This is a genomic window from Polynucleobacter sp. HIN5, from assembly GCF_030297555.1.
GTDB lineage: Bacteria > Pseudomonadota > Gammaproteobacteria > Burkholderiales > Burkholderiaceae > Polynucleobacter.
Map to the genome: position 1 here is coordinate 985,768 of NZ_AP028136.1, position 19,408 is coordinate 1,005,175.

Consider the following 19,408-nt stretch of genomic DNA (forward strand, 5'->3'; position numbering starts at 1 on the left):
TGTATCACCGATCATGAGCACCATCCCGTGGCTTGGCCCAAGCGATCCATTCCCTAACCCACTCACTCAGCCTGATCCTGACCCGGAGGTTCCGGGACTGCTGGCAGTGAGTGAACGGATCTATCCTGGGCAGTTAGAGCGCGCTTACCGCAGCGGTATTTTCCCCTGGTACTCCGATCATCAGCCGGTCTTGTGGTGGTCGCCCGACCCACGCATGACTCTCAAGCCTGCAAATCTCAAAATTAGTCAGTCATTACGCAAAACGATCCGCGCATGCCTGGATGATCCAAGCATGACGTTGCGGGTGGATCATGATTTTTCGGGGGTGATGCGCGCCTGTGCCACCACCGCACGCCAGGGTCAAGATGGCACGTGGATTACCCATGAAATCATGGATGCATATACGACATTGCATGAGCAAGGTCATGCCCATTGCATCACCTTAGAGCAGAATCAGCATGCCATTGGTGGCCTGTATTGCGTCTCCTTTGGGGCCATGGTGTTTGGTGAGTCGATGTTTTCGAGGGTTCGCGACTCCTCCAAGCTCGCTTTAGCAGCCTTATGCGCATGGTGCTACGATCATGGGGTGACCTTCATTGATTGCCAACAAGAGACCGCCCACCTTCGCTCCTTAGGAGCCATGCCCATTAGCCGCTCTGAGTTCCTAGGGCACGTAGCGCGCTCTGCGCTTACTCCAATCCAAGGAATATGGGCGATGGATAAGTCCATTTTAGAGAGATATCTGCAATGAGCCGCGTCCACGAACTCCCGATTACAGCGATTCAGTTCTACGCTACGGCACCATACCCATGCAGCTACATTCCAGAGCAAATTGCCCGCTCACAAGTTGCTACCCCCACGCATTCGATTGGCGCTGATGTTTATAGCAATCTAGTCAATGCAGGTTTTCGTCGCAGTGGCTCGTATACCTATCGACCCTATTGCGATCATTGCAAAGCCTGTATTGCGACGCGTATTCCGGTGGCTTCCTTTACTCCCAATCGCAGTCAACGCCGTACTTGGCAAAAACACGCCGGCTTGCAAACGCAGGTCTTAAGCCTTGCGTTTACTGACGAGCACTACCAACTCTATCAACAATATCAATCGACCCGTCATCACTCCAGCTTAATGGAGTACGACAACCAAGAGCAATACACACAATTCTTATTGCAAAGCCGCGTTAACTCGCGCATGGTGGAGTTTCGGGATGGGCCAAATGATCTGCACCCTGGTCGTCTGCGCATGGTGAGCATGATTGATGTGTTGGAGCAAGGCATCTCCTCGGTTTATACCTTTTATGATTCCACTCAAGCGAGCACCAGCTATGGCACCTATAGCGTCTTGTGGCAAATTGATCAGGTTTTGCAACTGGGTCTACCCTATTTATATTTGGGCTACTACATCGCACAAAGCCCTAAAATGTCCTATAAGATTAAATTTCAACCACTGGAAGGATTGATCAACGATCAGTGGCAACGCTTGTTGCCGCATCAGCATACTGATGATTAATACCTACCCGCTTGTTCGTCCCCTACTGTTCTCGCTGGACCCCGAAGAGGCTCATGACTTCTCCTTCGCACAACTAGATCGTCTAGAGCGCTGTGGGCTTCTGAAGGCCTTGATTGGCAAACCCATTATCAAGCCGGTTGAACTCTGTGGCGTGCGATTTCGTAATCCAGTGGGTTTGGCCGCCGGCTTAGATAAAGATGGTAAGTATATTGACGCACTTGCAAGCCTTGGATTTGGGTTCTTAGAAATTGGCACGGTGACCCCTTTGCCACAACCCGGCAATCCCAAGCCGCGCATGTTTCGTCTACCAAGCGCACACGCCTTAATTAATCGCATGGGCTTTAATAACGATGGAGTTGATGCCTGTATCGAACGCGTCAAACGCGCTCGGTTTTATCAAGAAGGTGGTGTGATTGGTCTTAATATTGGTAAGAACGCCAGCACACCCATCGAAGATGCTGTCAATGACTATGTCATCTGCATGCGCAAGGTCTATCCGGTGGCAAGCTACATCACGGCCAACATCTCATCACCCAATACTAAAAACTTACGCGATCTTCAGGGCGAAGCGATGTTACGTCAGCTATTGCAAGCACTTCATCAAACCCGCGAGGATTTAAGCAACCAGTTGGGCGTGCGCAAGCCACTCTTTCTAAAAATTGCACCCGATCTCGAGGCAGCGGACCTTAAGTTGATTGCCAATCTCTTAATCGAGTTTGAGATCGATGCCGTGATCGCCACGAACACTACCATTGCTCGCACCGGTGTAGAACAGCTCGAGCATGGTCATGAAACGGGCGGCCTCTCAGGGTCACCGGTCTTGGCCCGCTCCAATCAAGTCATTCATGATTTATTTCAGGTCCTGCACAACCGCATTCCCATCATTGGGGTTGGTGGCATCCTGTCTGGTGAGAACGTCAAACAGAAACTGGATGCGGGCGCTAGTTTGGTGCAAATCTACACCGGGCTCATCTATCAAGGTCCTAAACTAATTGCAGATTGTGTGCGGGCCTTTCCTTAAATAGTTCATTTGCTTCTCAGTTGTTCAATTGCCCGTGTTGATTTACTATTGGATTTCATAATACGCAATGCTGTAAAAACTCATTACAATCATTGATATGGATAGCAAGGCAAACAAAAACTCGGGTGACGTCAGCAAGACGGCGATTCAGGTCGTTGAGCGTATGATGAACCTTCTTGATTGCTTGGCCGATCAAGAGGAAGCGAGTAGCCTCAAGCTACTCTCTCAAAAAACTGGTCTACACCCCTCCACCGCACATCGTATTCTCAACGACATGGTTGCCTGTCGCCTGGTCGAGCGTGGTGATGGCGGTACCTACAAGTTAGGCCTAAGACTCTTGGAACTCGGTAATTTGGTCAAAGAACGCTTATCAGTTCGAGAAGCCGCTCAACTGCCCATGCGAGCCCTTCATAAGCTCACCGGCGAGACCGTTAACCTCTCGGTTCGTCAGGGTGATGAGATCGTCTATGTCGACCGTGCTTATAGTGAACGCTCTGGGATGCAGGTAGTTCGGGCGATTGGCGGTCGTGCTCCCTTGCACTTAACCTCCGTTGGCAAATTATTCTTGGCTTTAGATGACCCCAACCAAGTACGCGCCTATGCAACCCGCACCGGGCTAGCCGGGCACACGCGCAATAGCATCACCCAAATAGCCAAGCTCGAGAGTGAGCTTGGGAGCGTTCGCCATGTAGGCCACTCGCGGGATAACGAGGAGCTTGAACTTGGAGTAAGCTGCCTCGCTGCCGGCATTTTGGATGACACGGGGAAGTTAGTCGCGGGTCTTTCGCTTAGCTCGCCAACCGATCGCATGCAACCGGATTGGCTCAAGGCCTTACAAGAAACTGCCCTGCAAATTTCCAAAGGCTTAGGTTATAAACCCCAATCAATCCCCAAGGGTGATTAGTCTTTACATTGTGAGACGGCGAACGGCTTTTGGCTCGCCGGGCTGATAACTTTCAATCCAATCGCGCACTCGTACCGCATCCGCAAAGCGCGATTGAGTTCCGACTGAATCCAAGAAAACTAGCAGCAATGGTAGGCCATTAACCCTCGCCTGCATGACCAAGCACCTGCCGGCCGCGCTGATGAACCCGGTTTTTTGCAAACCGATTTCCATATCGCCCGCGCGCACGAGACGGTTGGTATTCAGAAACACCTGTGGACGTTTATTAATCACCAAGGTGGTATCGGGCCATACCGAGAACTCCCGAATCAATTTGTAGTTATACGATGCAACCAACATTCTGGCCAAGTCCTCGGCGGTTGATACATTGGTAGCTAATAAACCGGTTGGATCGGTAAAGTTGGAATGGGTCATTCCCAAGGAGTAGGCTTTGTGATTCATGACCTCAACGAAGGCCTTAGCACCACCAGGATAATTTCGTGCCAATAAATACGCAGCACGGTTCTCTGAAGACATCAGTGCGAGCAACAAGGCTTCCTCGCGGGTTAACTTGGTCCCCAGAGACAAGCGGGATTTAGCATAAATCTTGACGTCTTCCTGCGTAATGGTCAGCACCTCGTCAAGGGGTGCATTCGAGTCAAGCACCACCATCGCCGTCATGAGTTTGGTAATCGATGCGATGGGCAAACTAACATCGGGGTTTTTCTCAAAGAGGATATCTTTAGAATGCTGATCCACCACCATCGCCACACTCGACTTGAGATTGAGGTCATCGGGTTGATTTCGCAAACCCATTGCGGTTGCAAATGATGGACGACCAGCTGCCTGCGGGGGATTCTTGGGGCGATTGACCGTGGTTCGCACCTGCTTGGGATTGGCAGACTTAGGCTTTTGGGCCACAGTCGACTTGTTTCCTTGGGCGCTTTGTTTGGGTTTGTTCACTTGGGTAGCGCTTGAGGACTGCGCTAAGACCGGCTCAGTGATACCGAGTGTGAGACTAAGAATGCCAAGGAGAAGAATCTGGAGGGGGCGTCGGGCCCCTGTCTGCTGTTCAGACAAATGACGAGTAACTGAATAAATGAACACCTGAAACAATCTCAATGTGAATCCCAGAATTGAGTACAGTTGCACAATAATAACCGGATTAGCGCTTGGCTAGTATTTTTCCTTGGTAGTTCACCAAGATCACTGCGGTCATGGTGAGCAATAGCCCAGCTAGCATCATGAGGGTCAGGGGCTCATCAAATAATATCCAGGCCATCAGCGCCGTGGTTGGTGGTGTCAGATACAAAAGGCTAGTGACCTTTGTGGCAGCCCCCTTACGAATCAAGATAAACAACAAACTAATCGCTCCAATCGAGGTGGGCAAAATACCCCAGAGCAAGGCCCCAATCACCGGTGTATTCCAGACAATCTGGCGGTTCTCAAAGAGTAAGGCAACAATCAAACATAAGAGAGCCGAGATCGAAAACTGAATCATTGATCCGGCCCGAAGATCAAAATCAGGGCAGTATTTTTTTTGATAGAGCGTACCAAAGGTAATGGCAAATAAGGCAGCAATGGCAAAACCATAGGCACTCATTGGAATATCTAAAAAGCTGGTTTTATCAGCCACTACCAAAGCCACACCACCAATTCCCAGAACCAGGCCTAGCCATTGGCGATAGTTAACCCGCTCAGCAACCCATGAAGCACTCCACGCCGTTAGGATGGGCTGCAATCCCACAATCAATGCGATCAGTCCAGCGGTCATTCCCAGACGAACCGCACTCCACACGCCCATCACATACCCAAATTGCAAGAGCACCCCAGCGACTGCAATATGGATGGTCTGGGAGCGATTAGGCCAGATGGGTTTCCAGAACAAAATGATGAGGCCCATCACGAGCAGTACACCAGTAAAGCGCAGGAATAAAAATGTGGCGGGCTCCATATACGGCATGCCAAAGCGCGCAATGATGAAGCCCGTACTCCAGATAAAAACAAACAATGGCGCGGCAAATGCCTCAATCGGAGTGGCTGACTTCATGAAGTGAAAGGAGGCTTGGAAACAGTCATTGTATGCTGATGCGCACTTGCAATTTGGATCGTTTGATAATGAATCTGCACCGTATCGTCAATTGGGTTGGCGTATCCTCCTGCCATCGCAATGGCGATTGGGATGCCCCGCTCTCGCACAAATGCCATGACCTGTTGATCACGTAGCGCTAGCCCCTCTTTAGTGAGTGTGAGACGACCCAAACGATCGCCCTCAAACGGGTCGGCCCCTGCCAAGTAAATCAGAAACTCAATCTCCTGATTTGCAAGAAACCCGAGGGCCCGCTCAAGTGCCTCTAAATAGATCACGTCGCCAGTGCCATCGGCTAAGGCAATATCTAGATCGCTGCTGGTCTTTGCAAATGGGTAGTTTTTCTCACCATGGATTGAAACCGTGTAAATCGCAGGATCATGCTGCAAAATCGCTGCGGTACCATCACCTTGATGAACATCGAGATCCAAAATGCCGATTTTTTGAAGACCGATTGGGTGCTTCATTAGCACCCGCGCCGCAATCGCGGCATCATTAAAGACACAAAAGCCTGAGCCCTTATTGCGGTAGGCATGGTGTGTACCGCCGGCTAGATTAACTGCGATACCCTCCTCGATGGCAGAGTGGCATGCAGCAATCGTGGCACCCACCGAGCGGCGGGAGCGCTCCACCATTTTCTCTGACCAAGGAAATCCGATTTCTTTCTGTTCTGCCTCACTCAGGGTTCCACCAATCACCCGTTGCACATACGAAGGATCATGGGCCAGGAGCAGTTCCGTGTCGCTTGCCCTTGGCGCTTCAAGCAATTGAGCACTTGGAAGACCAAGAACTAAATCACGCAGCATTTTGTACTTCGCCATTGGAAACCGGTGCCCTGTGGGCAACGGGAGCACAAAGTGATCGCTGTAGTAGGCTTTCAAGGAATCTAAGGTTTATTGTATAAGTATTTGATTATATTGGATTATTCATACTAATTTCACGAGCAATGATTGATGTTGCATCGCAACAAATCATCCTCTATAATTAGCAATAAGATGACTATAAATTGTCACCCCCATTTAACCGAAGGAGTCCATGATGAACTTAACCCCTGAACAAATTGCGGCCGCCCAAAAGGCCAACCTGGAGACCCTTGCCGGTCTTACCAACCAAGCCCTCAAAAGCGTTGAGAAACTTGTTGAGCTGAACATGCAAATCGCCAAAAACAGTTTGAGCGAGAGCATGAGCAATGCCAAGAAAGCACTCGAGGTGCGCGACGTCCAGCAACTCATTACCCAGCAAGCTGAAATGATTCAGCCAATGGCCGAGCGTATGATGAACTACGGTCGTGATCTCTATGAGATTGCACAAGATAGCTCCCATGCTTTTACCAAAACTGCGGAAGCAGAGTTCGCTGCTAATCAGAAAAAATTGCAATCCATGGTAGATGAGTGGACCAAAAACGCTCCAGCTGGTTCCGATGCTGCTGTACAAATGATGAAGCAAGCGATCGCAGCGGCAAATAATAGTTATGAGACCAGCCAAAAGGCCATTAAGCACGCTATGGAAGTTGCTCAAGCCAATATGCAAAATGCAGCCGATACTGTGACCAAAGCGGCTAGCAAGGCAGCGAAGGCTGCTAAGAAGTCATCTGAGTAATTCACAGAACGCATGAAGTCAAAACCCCGCTACGGCGGGGTTTTTTCTTGGGACCCAAGAATAGTAAATCTTTTATGTGCGTTACTTCTTCTTGGCAGGAGGTAAGTCGGTGCATGATCCATGGTGAGCTTCTGCTGCCAATCCCACAGATTCTCCAAGAGTTGGATGAGGATGAATGGTCTTACCAATATCGACCGAGTCGGCTCCCATCTCAATTGCTAAACACACCTCGCCAATCAGGTCACCCGCATTGGTTCCCACAATCCCTCCACCAATAATGCGGTGGGTGTTGGCATCAAAGAGTAATTTAGTAAAGCCTTCGTCACGACCATTGGCAATCGCTCGTCCACTGGCTGCCCATGGGAATAAACCTTTCTCATAGGCAATACCTTGTGCCTTGCACTGCTCCTCGGTAAGACCAGCCCACGCCACCTCTGGATCGGTATAGGCTACCGACGGAATTTGCTTAGCATCAAAATAGGATTTCTGACCGGCTGCTGCTTCTGCTGCAACATGGCCTTCGTGCACAGCCTTGTGCGCCAACATGGGTTGCCCAACAATATCGCCGATCGCAAAGATATTGGCTACATTGGTTCGCATTTGCGTATCTACAGGAATAAATCCGCGCTCATCAACCTGCACACCAGCAGAACCTGCATCAATCTTCTTGCCATTGGGGGTGCGACCCACTGCTACTAACACAAGGTCGTAACGTTGTGGGCTACCTGGTGACTTTTCACCCTCAAAATAAACCTCGATGCCATCTGGCTTGGCTTCTGCGCGAACCGCACGAGTTTTAAGCATGATGTGGTCGAAGCGATGTGCATTCATCTTCTCCCAAACGCGCTCGAGATCGCGATCAGCACCAGCCATCAAGCCATCCATCATCTCAACAATATCGATGCGTGAGCCCAGTGCACTATAGACGGTAGCCATCTCCAAACCAATGATGCCGCCACCAATCACCAACATGCGCTTCGGAATACTCTTCAATAGCAATGCGCCCGTGCTATCCACCACGCGGGGATCCTTGGGCATAAAGGGCAAAGCGATTGGTTGACTACCAGCCGCAATAATGGCTTTCTGAAAACGGATCACTTCTTTCTGACCCGATAGATCTTGTCCGCTGCCTGTGCATAAATCGACCTCAACATGATGCGCATCCAAAAAACGTCCGAGACCTCTCACGACATTGACCTTGCGCATCTTGGCCATGCCCGCTAAGCCACCGGTTAACTTGGCAATCACACCCTCTTTGTGTTGGCGCAATTGATCGAGATTAATTTTGGGAGGTGCAAATTCAATGCCATGCTTGGCCATATGCTTCACCTCATCCATCACGGCTGCGGTATGCAAAAGTGCTTTGGATGGAATACAACCGACATTCAGACAAACGCCACCAAGGGTTGGATAACGCTCGACCAAAATGACATTGGCACCGAGGTCTGCGCTACGAAATGCCGCACTATAGCCACCGGGGCCCGCACCTAACACGAGCACCTCGCATTCATGCTGCACTTTCCCCTGATACGCGCCTGCTGGAACCGGAATCGCCGCCGGTGGCGCTAGTGGTGCTGGCGGTGCAGTTGATTTTGTAGTCGCAGGAGAGGCCGATGAAGCCGCACCCGATACCTCAAGCTGCCCAATCATAGAGCCCTTGCCCACCTTATCGCCCACTTTCACCGCAAGGCTCGTAACGATACCTGCCTGATCCGCGGGAACCTCCATGGTGGCCTTATCGGATTCCAGAACAATCAGAGGCTGCTCTTTCTCAATGGCATCGCCGACCTTCACTAAAACCTCAATGACCGGTACGTCCGAGTAATCGCCAATATCTGGCACTACGATCGCATGTTGACTCATCACCCTCTCCTACAAAACAGCACGACGGAAGTCGGCGAGTAACTGCGAAATGTAAACATTAAACCGTGTGGCTAATGCACCATCAATCACCCGATGATCCGCTGTGAGTGATAAAGGGCAGATTAATCGCGGCACAAATGCTTTGCCATCCCAAACCGGTTTCATAACAGCTTTACTAACGCCCAAAATCGCTACCTCAGGAGCATTAATGATGGGTGCAAAGTAGGTACCACCAATGCCACCCAAGGAGGAAATCGTGAAACTAGCCCCTTGCATCTGCTCAGGCTTTAATTTGCCTTCACGCGCAAGCGCTGCGAGTTCTGCGGTTTCTCTGGCAATCTCGAAGATCCCTTTTTGATCCGCATTACGAATCACCGGTACAACCAGACCATTGGGGGTGTCGGCAGCGAAGGCAATATGGAAATACTTTTTGAGAACGAGATCATCACCATCGAGCGAAGCATTGAACTCAGGGTACTTTTTCAATGCGGCTACGGAAGCCTTAATCAAGAATGCGAGCATCGTAATTTTGCTACCCTGCTTCTCGTTCTCTTTATTGGTCTGGACTCTAAATGCCTCAAGGTCAGTAATATCAGCATCCTCATGATAGGTGACCGCCGGAATCATGACCCAGTTCCGCGCCAGATTGGCGGCTGATAGTTTCTTGATTCGGGAGAGCGGTTGACGCTCAGTCTCACCAAATTTACTGAAGTCAACCTTAGGCCATGGCAGAAGATTGAGGCCTCCTAAGCTGCCGCCTGGGCTTTGACTTGCAGGCGCACCTGCTCCGGTCATCACGGATTTAACGAAAGCCTGCACATCCTCTTGCGAAATACGCCCTTTGGGGCCTGTGCCTTTGACCTGTGCAATCGTCACGCCCAACTCACGGGCAAACTTACGAACCGATGGGCTGGCATGACTTGCGCCATCAATTGAACTTACTGGCTCAGCTCGCACAGGAGTGACAGCAGGTATTGCTACTGGCGGGGGTGTTGGTGTGGATGCCACAGGTGCTGGGGTTACAGGTGCAACTTGCGCTGCTGGAGCTGCAGAGGGAGCAGGAGCAGACGCACTCGCTTCACTTGCTTCCAATAAAAGCACGACACCACCTTCCGAGATGTTGTCTCCCACCTTAACCTTGACCTCTTTCACAACTCCTGCATGCGAAGATGGCACATCCATGGTGGCCTTGTCGGACTCGAGCGTGATAAGGGATTGCTCTTTCTCAACGCGATCACCTGGTTTGATATGCACCTCAATAACCGGCACATCCTGATAGTCCCCAATATCAGGGACCTTGATTTCAAGTAATTGACTCATGATGGCCTTACATCGTCATGGGGTTAGGTTTATTGGGATCGATTTGGTACTTGGCGATCGCTTGCGCAACTTTGCTACGATCAATCTTCCCATCGTCGGCTAAGGCCTTGAGTGCAGCAACCGTAACCCAGCGGCGATCCACCTCAAAGAAGTGACGCAGTTGCTCGCGCGTATCCGAACGACCAAAGCCATCGGTTCCCAATACCTCATAACGACGACCCAGATTCTGCATCGCTGGACGAATCTGCTCGGCAAACAAGCGCATGTAGTCGGTGGCAGCAATCACCGGACCCTGACTCTCTTTCAGTAAGCGCTCGACATGCGATAACTTAGGTGTGGCAGTTGGGTTGAGCAAATTACTACGATTGGTTTCATTCCAATCCCGCCCAAGTTCGTTCATGCTGGGGCAACCCCATAGATCGGAGGCAATTCCCCAATCTTGGTTTAACAGTTCTGCGGCAGCAATCACTTCGCGGAAGATGGTGCCACTGCCGAGCAATTGAACGCGTAATGCATTTTTTGCATCACCCATCGATTGCAACTTGTACATTCCCTTGATGATGTCTTGCTCAGCACCCTTAGGCATCGCTGGGTGGGCATAGTTTTCATTCATTAAGGTGATGTAGTAATAGACATCCTCTTGCTCGGTCAGCATGCGACGCATTCCATCCTGAATCACAACCGCCAACTCAAATGCAAACGTTGGGTCATAGCTCACGCAGTTCGGCACGGCTGCCGCCCAGATCTGGCTATGGCCATCCTCGTGTTGCAAGCCTTCACCGTTTAGAGTCGTGCGACCGGCAGTACCGCCTAACAGGAAACCGCGACTGCGCATATCCCCGGCAGCCCATGCTAAATCACCAATGCGCTGGAAGCCGAACATGGAATAGAAAATGTAGAACGGTAACATCGGCACGCCGTGGGTGGAATACGATGTCGCGGCTGCAATCCAATCGCACATGCCACCTGCTTCGTTAATACCCTCTTGCAGAATTTGTCCAGCTTTATCTTCTTTGTAGAACATCAACTGATCGTGATCTTCTGGGGTGTAAAGCTGTCCCAGTTGATTCCAGATACCCAGTTGGCGGAACATACCTTCCATACCAAAGGTACGTGACTCGTCAGGTACGATGGGCACAACCCGGCGACCAATGGTCTTATCACGCACGACCGTATTCAACAGACGCACAAAGGCCATGGTGGTCGAGATCTCGCGTCCTTCAGTCGTTGCCTCTAAAAGAGGTGAGAAGGCATCGAGCGCAGGAACTGGCAAGCTCTCGGCTTTAGTTCGGCGTTGCGGTAGATAGCCACCCAGCTCCATCCGTCGTGTCCGCATGTATTCGAGTTCAGGACTGCCCTCAGGGAACTTTACAAAGGGCATATCGGCCAATTGATCGTCGCTTACCGGAATCTCAAAGCGATCCCTAAAGCGCACCACATCGTCATGGCTCATCTTCTTCGCTTGGTGAGCAATGTTCATGCCCTCACCCGAGCCGCCCATGCCATAGCCTTTAATGGTTTTCGCCAAAATGACAGTTGGCTGACCGCGATGGCTTACTGCCGAATGAAATGCAGCATAAACTTTATGGGGATCATGGCCACCACGGTTGAGGTTCCAAATATCTTCGTCACTCCAGTCAGCCACTAAGGCTTTTAGTTCTGGGGTATTAAATACCTTCTCACGCACATAGGCACCATTTTTGGCTTTCATGGTCTGGTATTCACCATCCACAATCTCACCCAAGCGTTGCATCAAGATGCCATTCTTATCGCGAGCAAAGAGCGCATCCCAATGACCACCCCAAACCACTTTGATGACATTCCATCCAGCGCCTCGGAACTCACTCTCGAGTTCCTGAATAATCTTGCCGTTGCCACGAACGGGTCCATCTAAGCGCTGCAGGTTGCAGTTCACCACAAAAATCAAGTTGTCGAGTTTCTCGCGGCCCGCCATACCAATAGCACCAAGCGACTCGGGTTCATCGGTTTCACCATCGCCCAAGAAAGCCCACACCTTACGACCTTCGGTCTTGGCAAAACCCCGATCCTCGAGGTAACGCATAAAGCGTGCTTGATAAATGGCCATGATGGGACCTAGGCCCATCGATACCGTGGGGAACTGCCAGAAGTCAGGCATTAACCAAGGATGGGGGTAGCTTGAGATCCCCTTACCATCCACCTCTTGGCGGAAGTTATTCAGCTGCTCATCGCTTAGACGGCCCAACATATAGGCACGTGCATACACACCGGGTGCCGAGTGTCCCTGTACGAAGATTAAATCGCCGCCATGCTGTTCGGACGGCGCATGCCAGAAGTGGTTGTATCCCACGTCATACAAAGTAGCAGCCGATTGGAAGGAAGAGATATGCCCACCAACATTCGTGTTCTTGTTCGCACGCAGTACCATTGCCATGGCATTCCACCGAGTAAAGGATCGAATACGATGCTCAATGTTTTGATCTCCAGGGATCCGCGCTTGGATTTCTACCGGAATCGTATTGATATAGGGTGTTTCGGCATGAAAGGGTTGATCAACACCATTCACACGGGCATGCGCAATTTGTTGATCAATCAAATACGCGGCACGGTCAGTACCCTCATGCTTGATCACGCCATCGAGTGCCTCTAACCACTCTTTGGTTTCAACTGGATCCACATCCAATTGATTCATTTGACCTGCCACTTGCTCGGGTACAGCTGCCATGGTTTGCCTCCGTTTTATCTGTTACGAGGGATTGTGTCCCCCTACACCTAATATTTTAAGAATAGGTAACGATTGTGACAATTAATTTTCCACATTCCGGTAATCTTTATCACTATATGGAATAATATTGCGGTGCAAAGCCCTTTATATTAAGAGCTTCCACTAAATAGAAAGACCCTAAGATTGGCTACTGGGAATTCGTTACAAGTAAGGCTCTACGAAGCATTTAAACGGATGCCTTCGATCCGGCGCTTTATTGGGTCGCGCCTGGTCTATACGCCGCTAATGGCGATCGTGATCTTTTTAGTGGTAATGGCCATCATTCTCGGAACGCTGCAAGTTCAAGAACGACAACAACAAGAGGGTTCCCTCTTTCGCGAATTAAGTTTGGTGAAGCAGCGGATTCAGCTGCGCTTTATCAACAACAGTGAAGCCTTGCAATCCTTTAGTCGTGATCTCGCCCAAACCCAAAACGATCGTGTAGCACGCGACAAGGTCTTAGCTCAAATCGAGTCCTTTATTTTAGGTAACCCCGAGATATTGCAGCTCATCTGGTTAAACGACAACGAGTGGCGACAATGGATGGTTCCTCCCCCTGCTCGCAATCATGAGTGGTTTGATAGTGTGCCCCAAGCGGCCGATATTGATCGTGAACTGAAGAAAGCTCTGTTCTTAAGTCGTGAGACCAATCGTCCCGCATATAGCCAGGTGATCAGTCTCACCGTTCCCAAAGATGACCCCATGATGAGTGAGCGTCAATCGGTTTTTTGGGAGGTCATTTCAATCGTCAAAGATGGGGAAGCCACAGGCGCACTGGCAGTGATGTACTCCAGCCAAGGAATCTTGCAATACATTATTCCGCCCGAGCTCAAGAGCCAGCATCGTTACTCGTTAATCAGTAAAGATAACCGGGTGCTCGCCATCTCATCGGACCGCGATACACCGACGCGCTCACTGAGTAATGAAACCAGCCTCGACTTTGGCGCCCTAGGTCCGAACATCATGCTCCGCGTCGATACCTACCCGCCACCGACCGACCTCACCTTTCGGATGCTCCTAGGGGTTGTGATTGGCTTGTCTGCCTTTGTGGTCTGGAGCTTATGGTCGGTTCTGAAACAGATGCAAGTGCGTCAACTCACCGAAGCCAACTTGCGTACCGAGAGTAGCTTTCGTAGGGTGCTGGAAGACTCCATGCCAGTTGGAATCCGGGCGCATGATATGGAGAAGCGTATTACTTATGTCAATCGCTCATTCTCAGAAATGACGGGTTGGGCCCAGGAAGAATTACTCGGCTTAAAGCCACCCTTCCCATTTTGGCCAGCCGAGCTCCATGATGAGCTGATGGAAAAAATGGCTGGTGCGCTCGAAGGTAACATCAAGAGCGGAGTCGAAGGTACGATTCAGCGCAAAAATGGAACCCGAATTGCAACACGCACCTTTATCGCCCCATTAATTAATGACAAGGGCCAGCAAACCGGTTGGGTGACATCGGTAATTGATATCTCTGAACCGAAAAAGATTCGGGAAGAATTATCGGCCACTCAAGAACGCTTTGTAACGGTACTTGAGGGCTTGGATGCCGCGGTATCGGTGGTCTCCATTGAAACTGGCGAACTCCTCTTTGCCAATCGCTATTACCGTGAGCGCTTTGGCGATACTGCCAAGGGGCATATAGATCTGACGGGTCATGAAATGGATCCATCCTCAATCTTCCATTTTGAAGGTGATAACGTCGATGCCTTAGCAGGCTTGCCTGCCTTTGCCTTAAAGCAATCCAATGAGATTGAATCGGAGGAGATTCAGTTGCGTGGCGATACAACGCATTGGTATGAAGTGCGACGTCGTTATATTTCGTGGGTGGATGGCCACCTTGCACAGCTACTCATTGCAACTGACATAACTTTACGCAAGAACACCGAAGAGCTTGCCAGGCAACAAGAAGAACGGATGCAATTTACGAGCCGCCTTACCACCATGGGTGAGATGGCCTCCTCGCTCGCACATGAGCTCAACCAGCCACTGTCTGCCATCTCGAACTATTGCATGGGAATTGCCAAACGCCTATCGAGCACCCAAAACCCGCTCTCCAATGAGCTAGTTCCTGCATTAGAGAAAGCCAGCGACCAAGCCCATCGGGCAGGCACCATCATTTCGCGCATTCGTAGCTTTGTAAAGCGCAGCGAGCCCCAAAGTAAGTTATGCAACATTGGTGACATCATCGCTGACTCTGTTGGCCTTGTTGAGATTGAAGCGAATCGACACCGCCTCAAAATTGTCGCTGAAATAGCCCCTGATATTCCTCAGGTGGAGCTTGACCCTGTTCTGATTCAGCAGGTCTTGGTCAATCTTCTGAAGAACTCCTTAGATAGTCTGCGCGAGGTCTACCCGCTATCTTCACGCTGGTCAGCCCCACCAGTGAAGATTAGCGCTGACCTTGAAACCAGTACCTTTCCCAGTATGTTGCGGATTCGGGTAACGGATGCCGGGGCTGGCATCGCCGAATCGGTTCTCAACCGCATGTTTGAACCTTTCTTTAGTACCAAATCCGACGGGATGGGCATGGGCCTGAATATTTGCCGCTCCATCATCGAGTCCCACCATGGTCGGCTCTGGGCCAAAAATCACATGGATACTGAGCACACCCGCTTGGTCGGCTGCACCTTTACAATTCTGTTACCGTTGGAATCTAGTCAAATAACAAAGACGTCAATAGGAAATAATAATGAACATGAGCAATCCACCGAAAACAACCCAGGCTGAAGTCGTATATGTGGTTGATGACGATGAGGCAGTACGCGACTCACTAACCTGGCTACTTGAGAGTAATGGTTATACCGTCCGTTGCCATGCCAGTGCAGAGCGCTTCTTGCAATCCCTCCAAAATACCGATAAATCAACCATCTCGTGCCTAATCTTGGATGTACGCATGCCCGGTATGTCGGGTCTGGAACTCCAAGAGCGTCTCATCAGCGAGAACTTGCCAATGCCTATCTCCTTCATTACTGGTCACGGAGATGTCTCAATGGCAGTATCTACGATGAAACGTGGTGCGGTTGACTTTATTGAAAAGCCCTTTAAAGAAAATGAACTGTGCGCTCTGGTGGAGCGGATGCTAACCAAGGCACGCGTTGACTTTGCACAGGCTGATCATCGCAAGAACACTCAGAGCCTCTTGAGTAAACTCACCGGTCGTGAGCGCCAGGTTTTGGAACGCATTGTGGCAGGTCGTCTCAACAAACAAATCGCCGACGATCTCAGTATCTCTATCAAGACCGTTGAAGCCCATCGTGCCAATATCATGGAGAAGCTCAACGTCAATACCGTTGCAGACCTACTTCGTCTAGCACTCTCTTAATCATTCGAGTAAGCGCGATGCCAGCCCAACTGATTGACGGCAATCTTCTCTCAAAAAAACTTCGGGCAGAGATTGCAACCCGCTCGGCCATTCTGACCGCCAAAGGTGTGCGCCCCGGATTAGCAGTCATTGTGGTGGGGGATGACCCTGCGAGCCAAGTCTACGTTCGTAATAAAGTGAAAGCCTGTGAGGATGTGGGATTTCATTCGGTGTTAGAGCGCTACCCCGCTGAGCTTGATGAAGCCCAACTCCTAGCGCGGATTGCGACTCTTAATGCCGATCCCAGTATCCATGGGATCTTGGTTCAGTTACCTTTACCGAAGCATATCGCCGCTGATCGTGTCTTAGAGGCAATTGCCTCTGAGAAAGATGTGGATGGCTTTCATGTTGCTAATGCTGGCGCCCTCATGGTTGGCGCCCCACTCTTTAAACCCTGCACCCCTTATGGCTGCATGAAGATGCTCGAGAGCATTGAGTACCCACTGCGCGGCGCTCGTGCGGTCGTAATTGGGGCATCCAATATTGTGGGCAAGCCCATGGCGATGCTGTTACTCCAAGCAGGAGCCACAGTCACAATTTGCAACAGCAAGACCAAAGATCTCACTACGCACACTAAAGAGGCCGATATCCTCGTGGTTGCAACTGGTAAGCCCAAGATGATTACGGGCAATATGATTAAACCTGGTGCGGTAGTGATCGATGTGGGCATTAATCGCCTACCTGATGGCAAGCTTTGTGGCGATGTGGATTTTGATACGGCCAAGTATGTGGCAGGTTGGATTACCCCCGTGCCAGGTGGCGTTGGCCCCATGACCATCACCATGCTCCTGATGAACACCCTGGAGGCGGTTGAGCGCAGTATGAAGCCAGTGAGTAAGCTTAGCTAATTAGTATTGAGGGGAATACCAGTTTTTCTGCATTCGGGTAAGCTATTCCTATGAATGCTCCAATCAATCCCTCCTCCCTCGATTCCCATAATCCCCTTTTATCCTTTGGTCGCGGCATTGCGCAGTACGATGCCGTGCGTCCTCTGCAGATTGCTCCTGCCATTGAGCACTTGCTAGGTGTTTGCGAGACCGCGGTCACTCAGGCGGTAGATGCTAAAACACCAGCGACCTGGCTTGATTTAGTAGAGCCCCTTGAAGATGCTACTGAGCAATTGGGTCGTTCATGGGGGGTGGTATCGCACCTCAATGCAGTCGCTGATACTCCAGAACTTCGTGCAGCGTATGGTGCGATGTTACCCAAAGTTACCGCCTTCTTTGCCAGTCTTGGGCAAAACTTAGCCCTCTACCAGCGCTATAAAGAGTTAAGGAATAGCTCTTCATTTGAGGCTCTGAGTGTTGATCAAAAAAAAGTAATTGAGAACTCCTTGCGTGACTTTCGTTTGGGAGGTGCGGAGCTACCCGATACTGATAAGCCCCGCTTTGCCCAGATCCAGGATGAACAGGCGGTTTTGGCTAAAGCTTTTTCAGATCACGTGCTCGATGCCACCGACGCTTTTGTGCATGTGGTGACCTCGATTGACGATCTGGCTGGATTGCCTGAGGATGTGATTGCGGCAGCGGCTGATACTGCCAAACAAAAGGGTTTGGAAGGTTGGGCATTTACTCTGCACTTTCCATCCTATTACCCTGTGCAACAGTATGCTGAGAATCGCTCACTGCGGCGTCTCATGTATGAGGCATACGTCACCCGCGCCTCCGAGTTGGCTACGCAATATGGTCGTGGTCAACTGGAATGGGATAACACCCAAAACATGATTGATCAATTACGTCTTCGGGATGAGGAAGCAAGAATGCTTGGGTTTGCAAACTATGCGGCGCTTAGCTTAGCTCCCAAGATGGCACGAGATGTGGCTGAGGTCGATACCTTTTTAAGTGACTTTGCCCAACGCGCCAAGCCATTTGCACAAAAGGATTGGTTAGAGCTCCAAGAGTTTGGGCGCCAGTCCTTAGGTCTTCAAACAATCGAACCATGGGATATGGCCTTTGTATCCGAGAGGCTCAAGCAGGCGCGCTATGCATTCTCTGAGAATGAGCTCAAACAGTACTTTCCTCTGCCAAAGGTTTTAGAGGGATTATTTAAGGTCATCCAAACTCTATTTTCCGTTAGTATCCGCCCTGCATCCTTGCCCACATGGCATCCCAGCGTTCAGTCGTTTGAGATCCAAAATGACCAGCAGCAAACCATTGCTTATTTTTATCTGGATCCCTATGCGCGTCCGGGTAAACGCGGTGGCGCATGGATGGATGACGCTCGTGGTCGTCGTGTGTTCAGCAATGGTGAAGTGCAAGCACCGGTTGCGTACCTAGTCTGTAATTTTGCAGCGCCTGTCGAGGTCAATGGTCAATTGCGCCAACCAACGATTACTCACGATGATGTAATTACCCTCTTTCATGAAAGCGGTCATGGTCTTCACCACCTTCTCACGCAAGTCAGTACACTAGGAGTCTCTGGCATCAATGGCGTTGAATGGGATGCGGTTGAGTTACCCAGCCAGTTTATGGAAAACTTCTGCTGGGAGTGGGAGGTATTACAAGGCATGACCGCTCATATTGATACAGGCGAGCCCTTACCTCGATCCTTATTTGACAAAATGCTCGCTGCCAAGAACTTCCAAAATGGCTTAACCACCATGCGTCAGCTGGTGTTCTCATTAACCGATTGGCGTTTGCATTCGCGCTTTGATGCGAGCTCCGCTCAAGGGCAGGCGGTCTTAGACCTGGCCCGATCGATCAATAACGAATACCACGTGATCCCCCAAGCATCAATCTCGCGCTGGCCCAATACTTTTAGCCATATCTTTGCGGGCGGTTATGCCGCTGGTTATTACAGTTATAAATGGGCCGAGGTTTTATCAGCTGACGTCTATGCGGCATTTGAGGAAGCCGCCAAGATTAAGGGCACGGTCTTAGATCCAGAAACCGGCATTCGGTATCGCCAAGAGATTTTGGAGGTGGGCGGTAGTCGTCCCGCTGCTGAGTCATTTGCGGCGTTTCGGGGGCGCCCTCCACAAATTGATGCGCTACTGCGTCACGGCGGCTTAGTGACTGCACATTAAT

15 protein-coding genes are annotated in these 19,408 nt (G+C 50.5%); 9 read left to right on the forward strand and 6 right to left on the reverse strand.

All coding sequences use genetic code 11. From position 1 onward, the window contains the following. Positions 1–13: 13 nt before the first annotated feature. The 4 genes from aat (at position 14) to QUE61_RS05280 (ending at position 3,434) form a co-directional block, all read left to right on the forward strand. Positions 14–751: a leucyl/phenylalanyl-tRNA--protein transferase gene (aat, locus tag QUE61_RS05265; protein WP_286306233.1), complete on the forward strand. Its 738-nt coding sequence runs from the start codon at positions 14–16 to the stop codon at positions 749–751. Continuing rightward, positions 748–1,509 (forward strand): arginyltransferase, encoded by a 762-nt coding sequence (locus QUE61_RS05270; protein ID WP_286306234.1) that lies wholly within the window; start codon positions 748–750, stop codon positions 1,507–1,509. Before aat ends, QUE61_RS05270 begins: the two co-directional genes overlap by 4 nt. Then, positions 1,502–2,530, forward strand: coding sequence for a quinone-dependent dihydroorotate dehydrogenase (locus QUE61_RS05275; protein WP_286306235.1), 1,029 nt, complete (start codon positions 1,502–1,504; stop codon positions 2,528–2,530). The genes QUE61_RS05270 and QUE61_RS05275 overlap by 8 nt, the downstream gene beginning before the upstream one ends. Before the next feature lie 97 nt (positions 2,531–2,627). Next, positions 2,628–3,434, forward strand: a complete 807-nt coding sequence (locus QUE61_RS05280) for an IclR family transcriptional regulator (protein ID WP_286306236.1) — start codon at positions 2,628–2,630, stop codon at positions 3,432–3,434. A gap of 3 nt (positions 3,435–3,437) precedes the next feature. Here QUE61_RS05280 and QUE61_RS05285 read toward each other — a convergent pair whose 3' ends face one another. The 3 genes from QUE61_RS05285 to QUE61_RS05295 all read right to left on the reverse strand — a co-directional run bounded on the left by QUE61_RS05285 (position 3,438) and on the right by QUE61_RS05295 (position 6,323). Beyond that, a complete protein-coding gene (locus QUE61_RS05285) occupies positions 3,438–4,493 on the reverse strand; it encodes a serine hydrolase (RefSeq protein ID WP_286306237.1) in 1,056 nt (351 codons plus the stop codon). Positions 4,494–4,578: 85 nt separating this feature from the next. After that, the gene (locus QUE61_RS05290) at positions 4,579–5,463 is read right to left on the reverse strand and encodes a DMT family transporter (RefSeq protein WP_286306238.1); all 885 of its coding nucleotides are present in this window, start codon (positions 5,461–5,463) and stop codon (positions 4,579–4,581) included. Next, the gene (locus QUE61_RS05295) at positions 5,460–6,323 is read right to left on the reverse strand and encodes a histone deacetylase family protein (protein ID WP_286306239.1); all 864 of its coding nucleotides are present in this window, start codon (positions 6,321–6,323) and stop codon (positions 5,460–5,462) included. The genes QUE61_RS05290 and QUE61_RS05295 overlap by 4 nt, the downstream gene beginning before the upstream one ends. Before the next feature lie 217 nt (positions 6,324–6,540). Here QUE61_RS05295 and QUE61_RS05300 point away from each other — a divergent pair, with 217 nt between their 5' ends. Next, a complete protein-coding gene (locus tag QUE61_RS05300) occupies positions 6,541–7,101 on the forward strand; it encodes a phasin family protein (protein ID WP_286223029.1) in 561 nt (186 codons plus the stop codon). 81 nt (positions 7,102–7,182) lie between these two features. Here the strand turns inward: QUE61_RS05300 and lpdA are convergent, their stop codons facing one another. The 3 genes from lpdA to aceE are packed head-to-tail and all read right to left on the reverse strand — an operon-like array spanning position 7,183 to position 12,988. Continuing rightward, positions 7,183–8,964 carry a dihydrolipoyl dehydrogenase gene (gene lpdA / locus QUE61_RS05305; protein ID WP_286306240.1) on the reverse strand — a complete coding sequence of 594 codons (1,782 nt, stop codon included), beginning with the start codon at positions 8,962–8,964 and terminating at the stop codon, positions 7,183–7,185. Between the two features lie 9 nt (positions 8,965–8,973). Next, positions 8,974–10,284, reverse strand: a complete 1,311-nt coding sequence (gene aceF, locus QUE61_RS05310) for a dihydrolipoyllysine-residue acetyltransferase (protein WP_286306241.1) — start codon at positions 10,282–10,284, stop codon at positions 8,974–8,976. Positions 10,285–10,291: 7 nt separating this feature from the next. Continuing rightward, positions 10,292–12,988, reverse strand: a complete 2,697-nt coding sequence (gene aceE / locus QUE61_RS05315) for a pyruvate dehydrogenase (acetyl-transferring), homodimeric type (protein WP_286306242.1) — start codon at positions 12,986–12,988, stop codon at positions 10,292–10,294. Between the two features lie 234 nt (positions 12,989–13,222). On the opposite strand from aceE, the gene QUE61_RS05320 reads away from it, so the two are divergent. The 4 genes from QUE61_RS05320 to QUE61_RS05335 are packed head-to-tail and all read left to right on the forward strand — an operon-like array spanning position 13,223 to position 19,407. Continuing rightward, a complete protein-coding gene (locus QUE61_RS05320; protein ID WP_286306243.1) occupies positions 13,223–15,748 on the forward strand; it encodes a PAS domain-containing sensor histidine kinase in 2,526 nt (841 codons plus the stop codon). Continuing rightward, positions 15,711–16,343, forward strand: coding sequence for a response regulator transcription factor (locus QUE61_RS05325; RefSeq protein ID WP_286306244.1), 633 nt, complete (start codon positions 15,711–15,713; stop codon positions 16,341–16,343). The genes QUE61_RS05320 and QUE61_RS05325 overlap by 38 nt, the downstream gene beginning before the upstream one ends. Positions 16,344–16,360: 17 nt before the next feature. Next, entirely contained in the window at positions 16,361–17,230 is an 870-nt protein-coding gene (gene folD / locus QUE61_RS05330; protein ID WP_286306245.1) for a bifunctional methylenetetrahydrofolate dehydrogenase/methenyltetrahydrofolate cyclohydrolase FolD, read from the forward strand. 50 nt (positions 17,231–17,280) lie between these two features. Next, complete coding sequence (locus tag QUE61_RS05335; protein WP_286306246.1) at positions 17,281–19,407, forward strand: M3 family metallopeptidase; 2,127 nt, start codon at positions 17,281–17,283, stop codon at positions 19,405–19,407. Position 19,408: the final 1 nt, after the last annotated feature.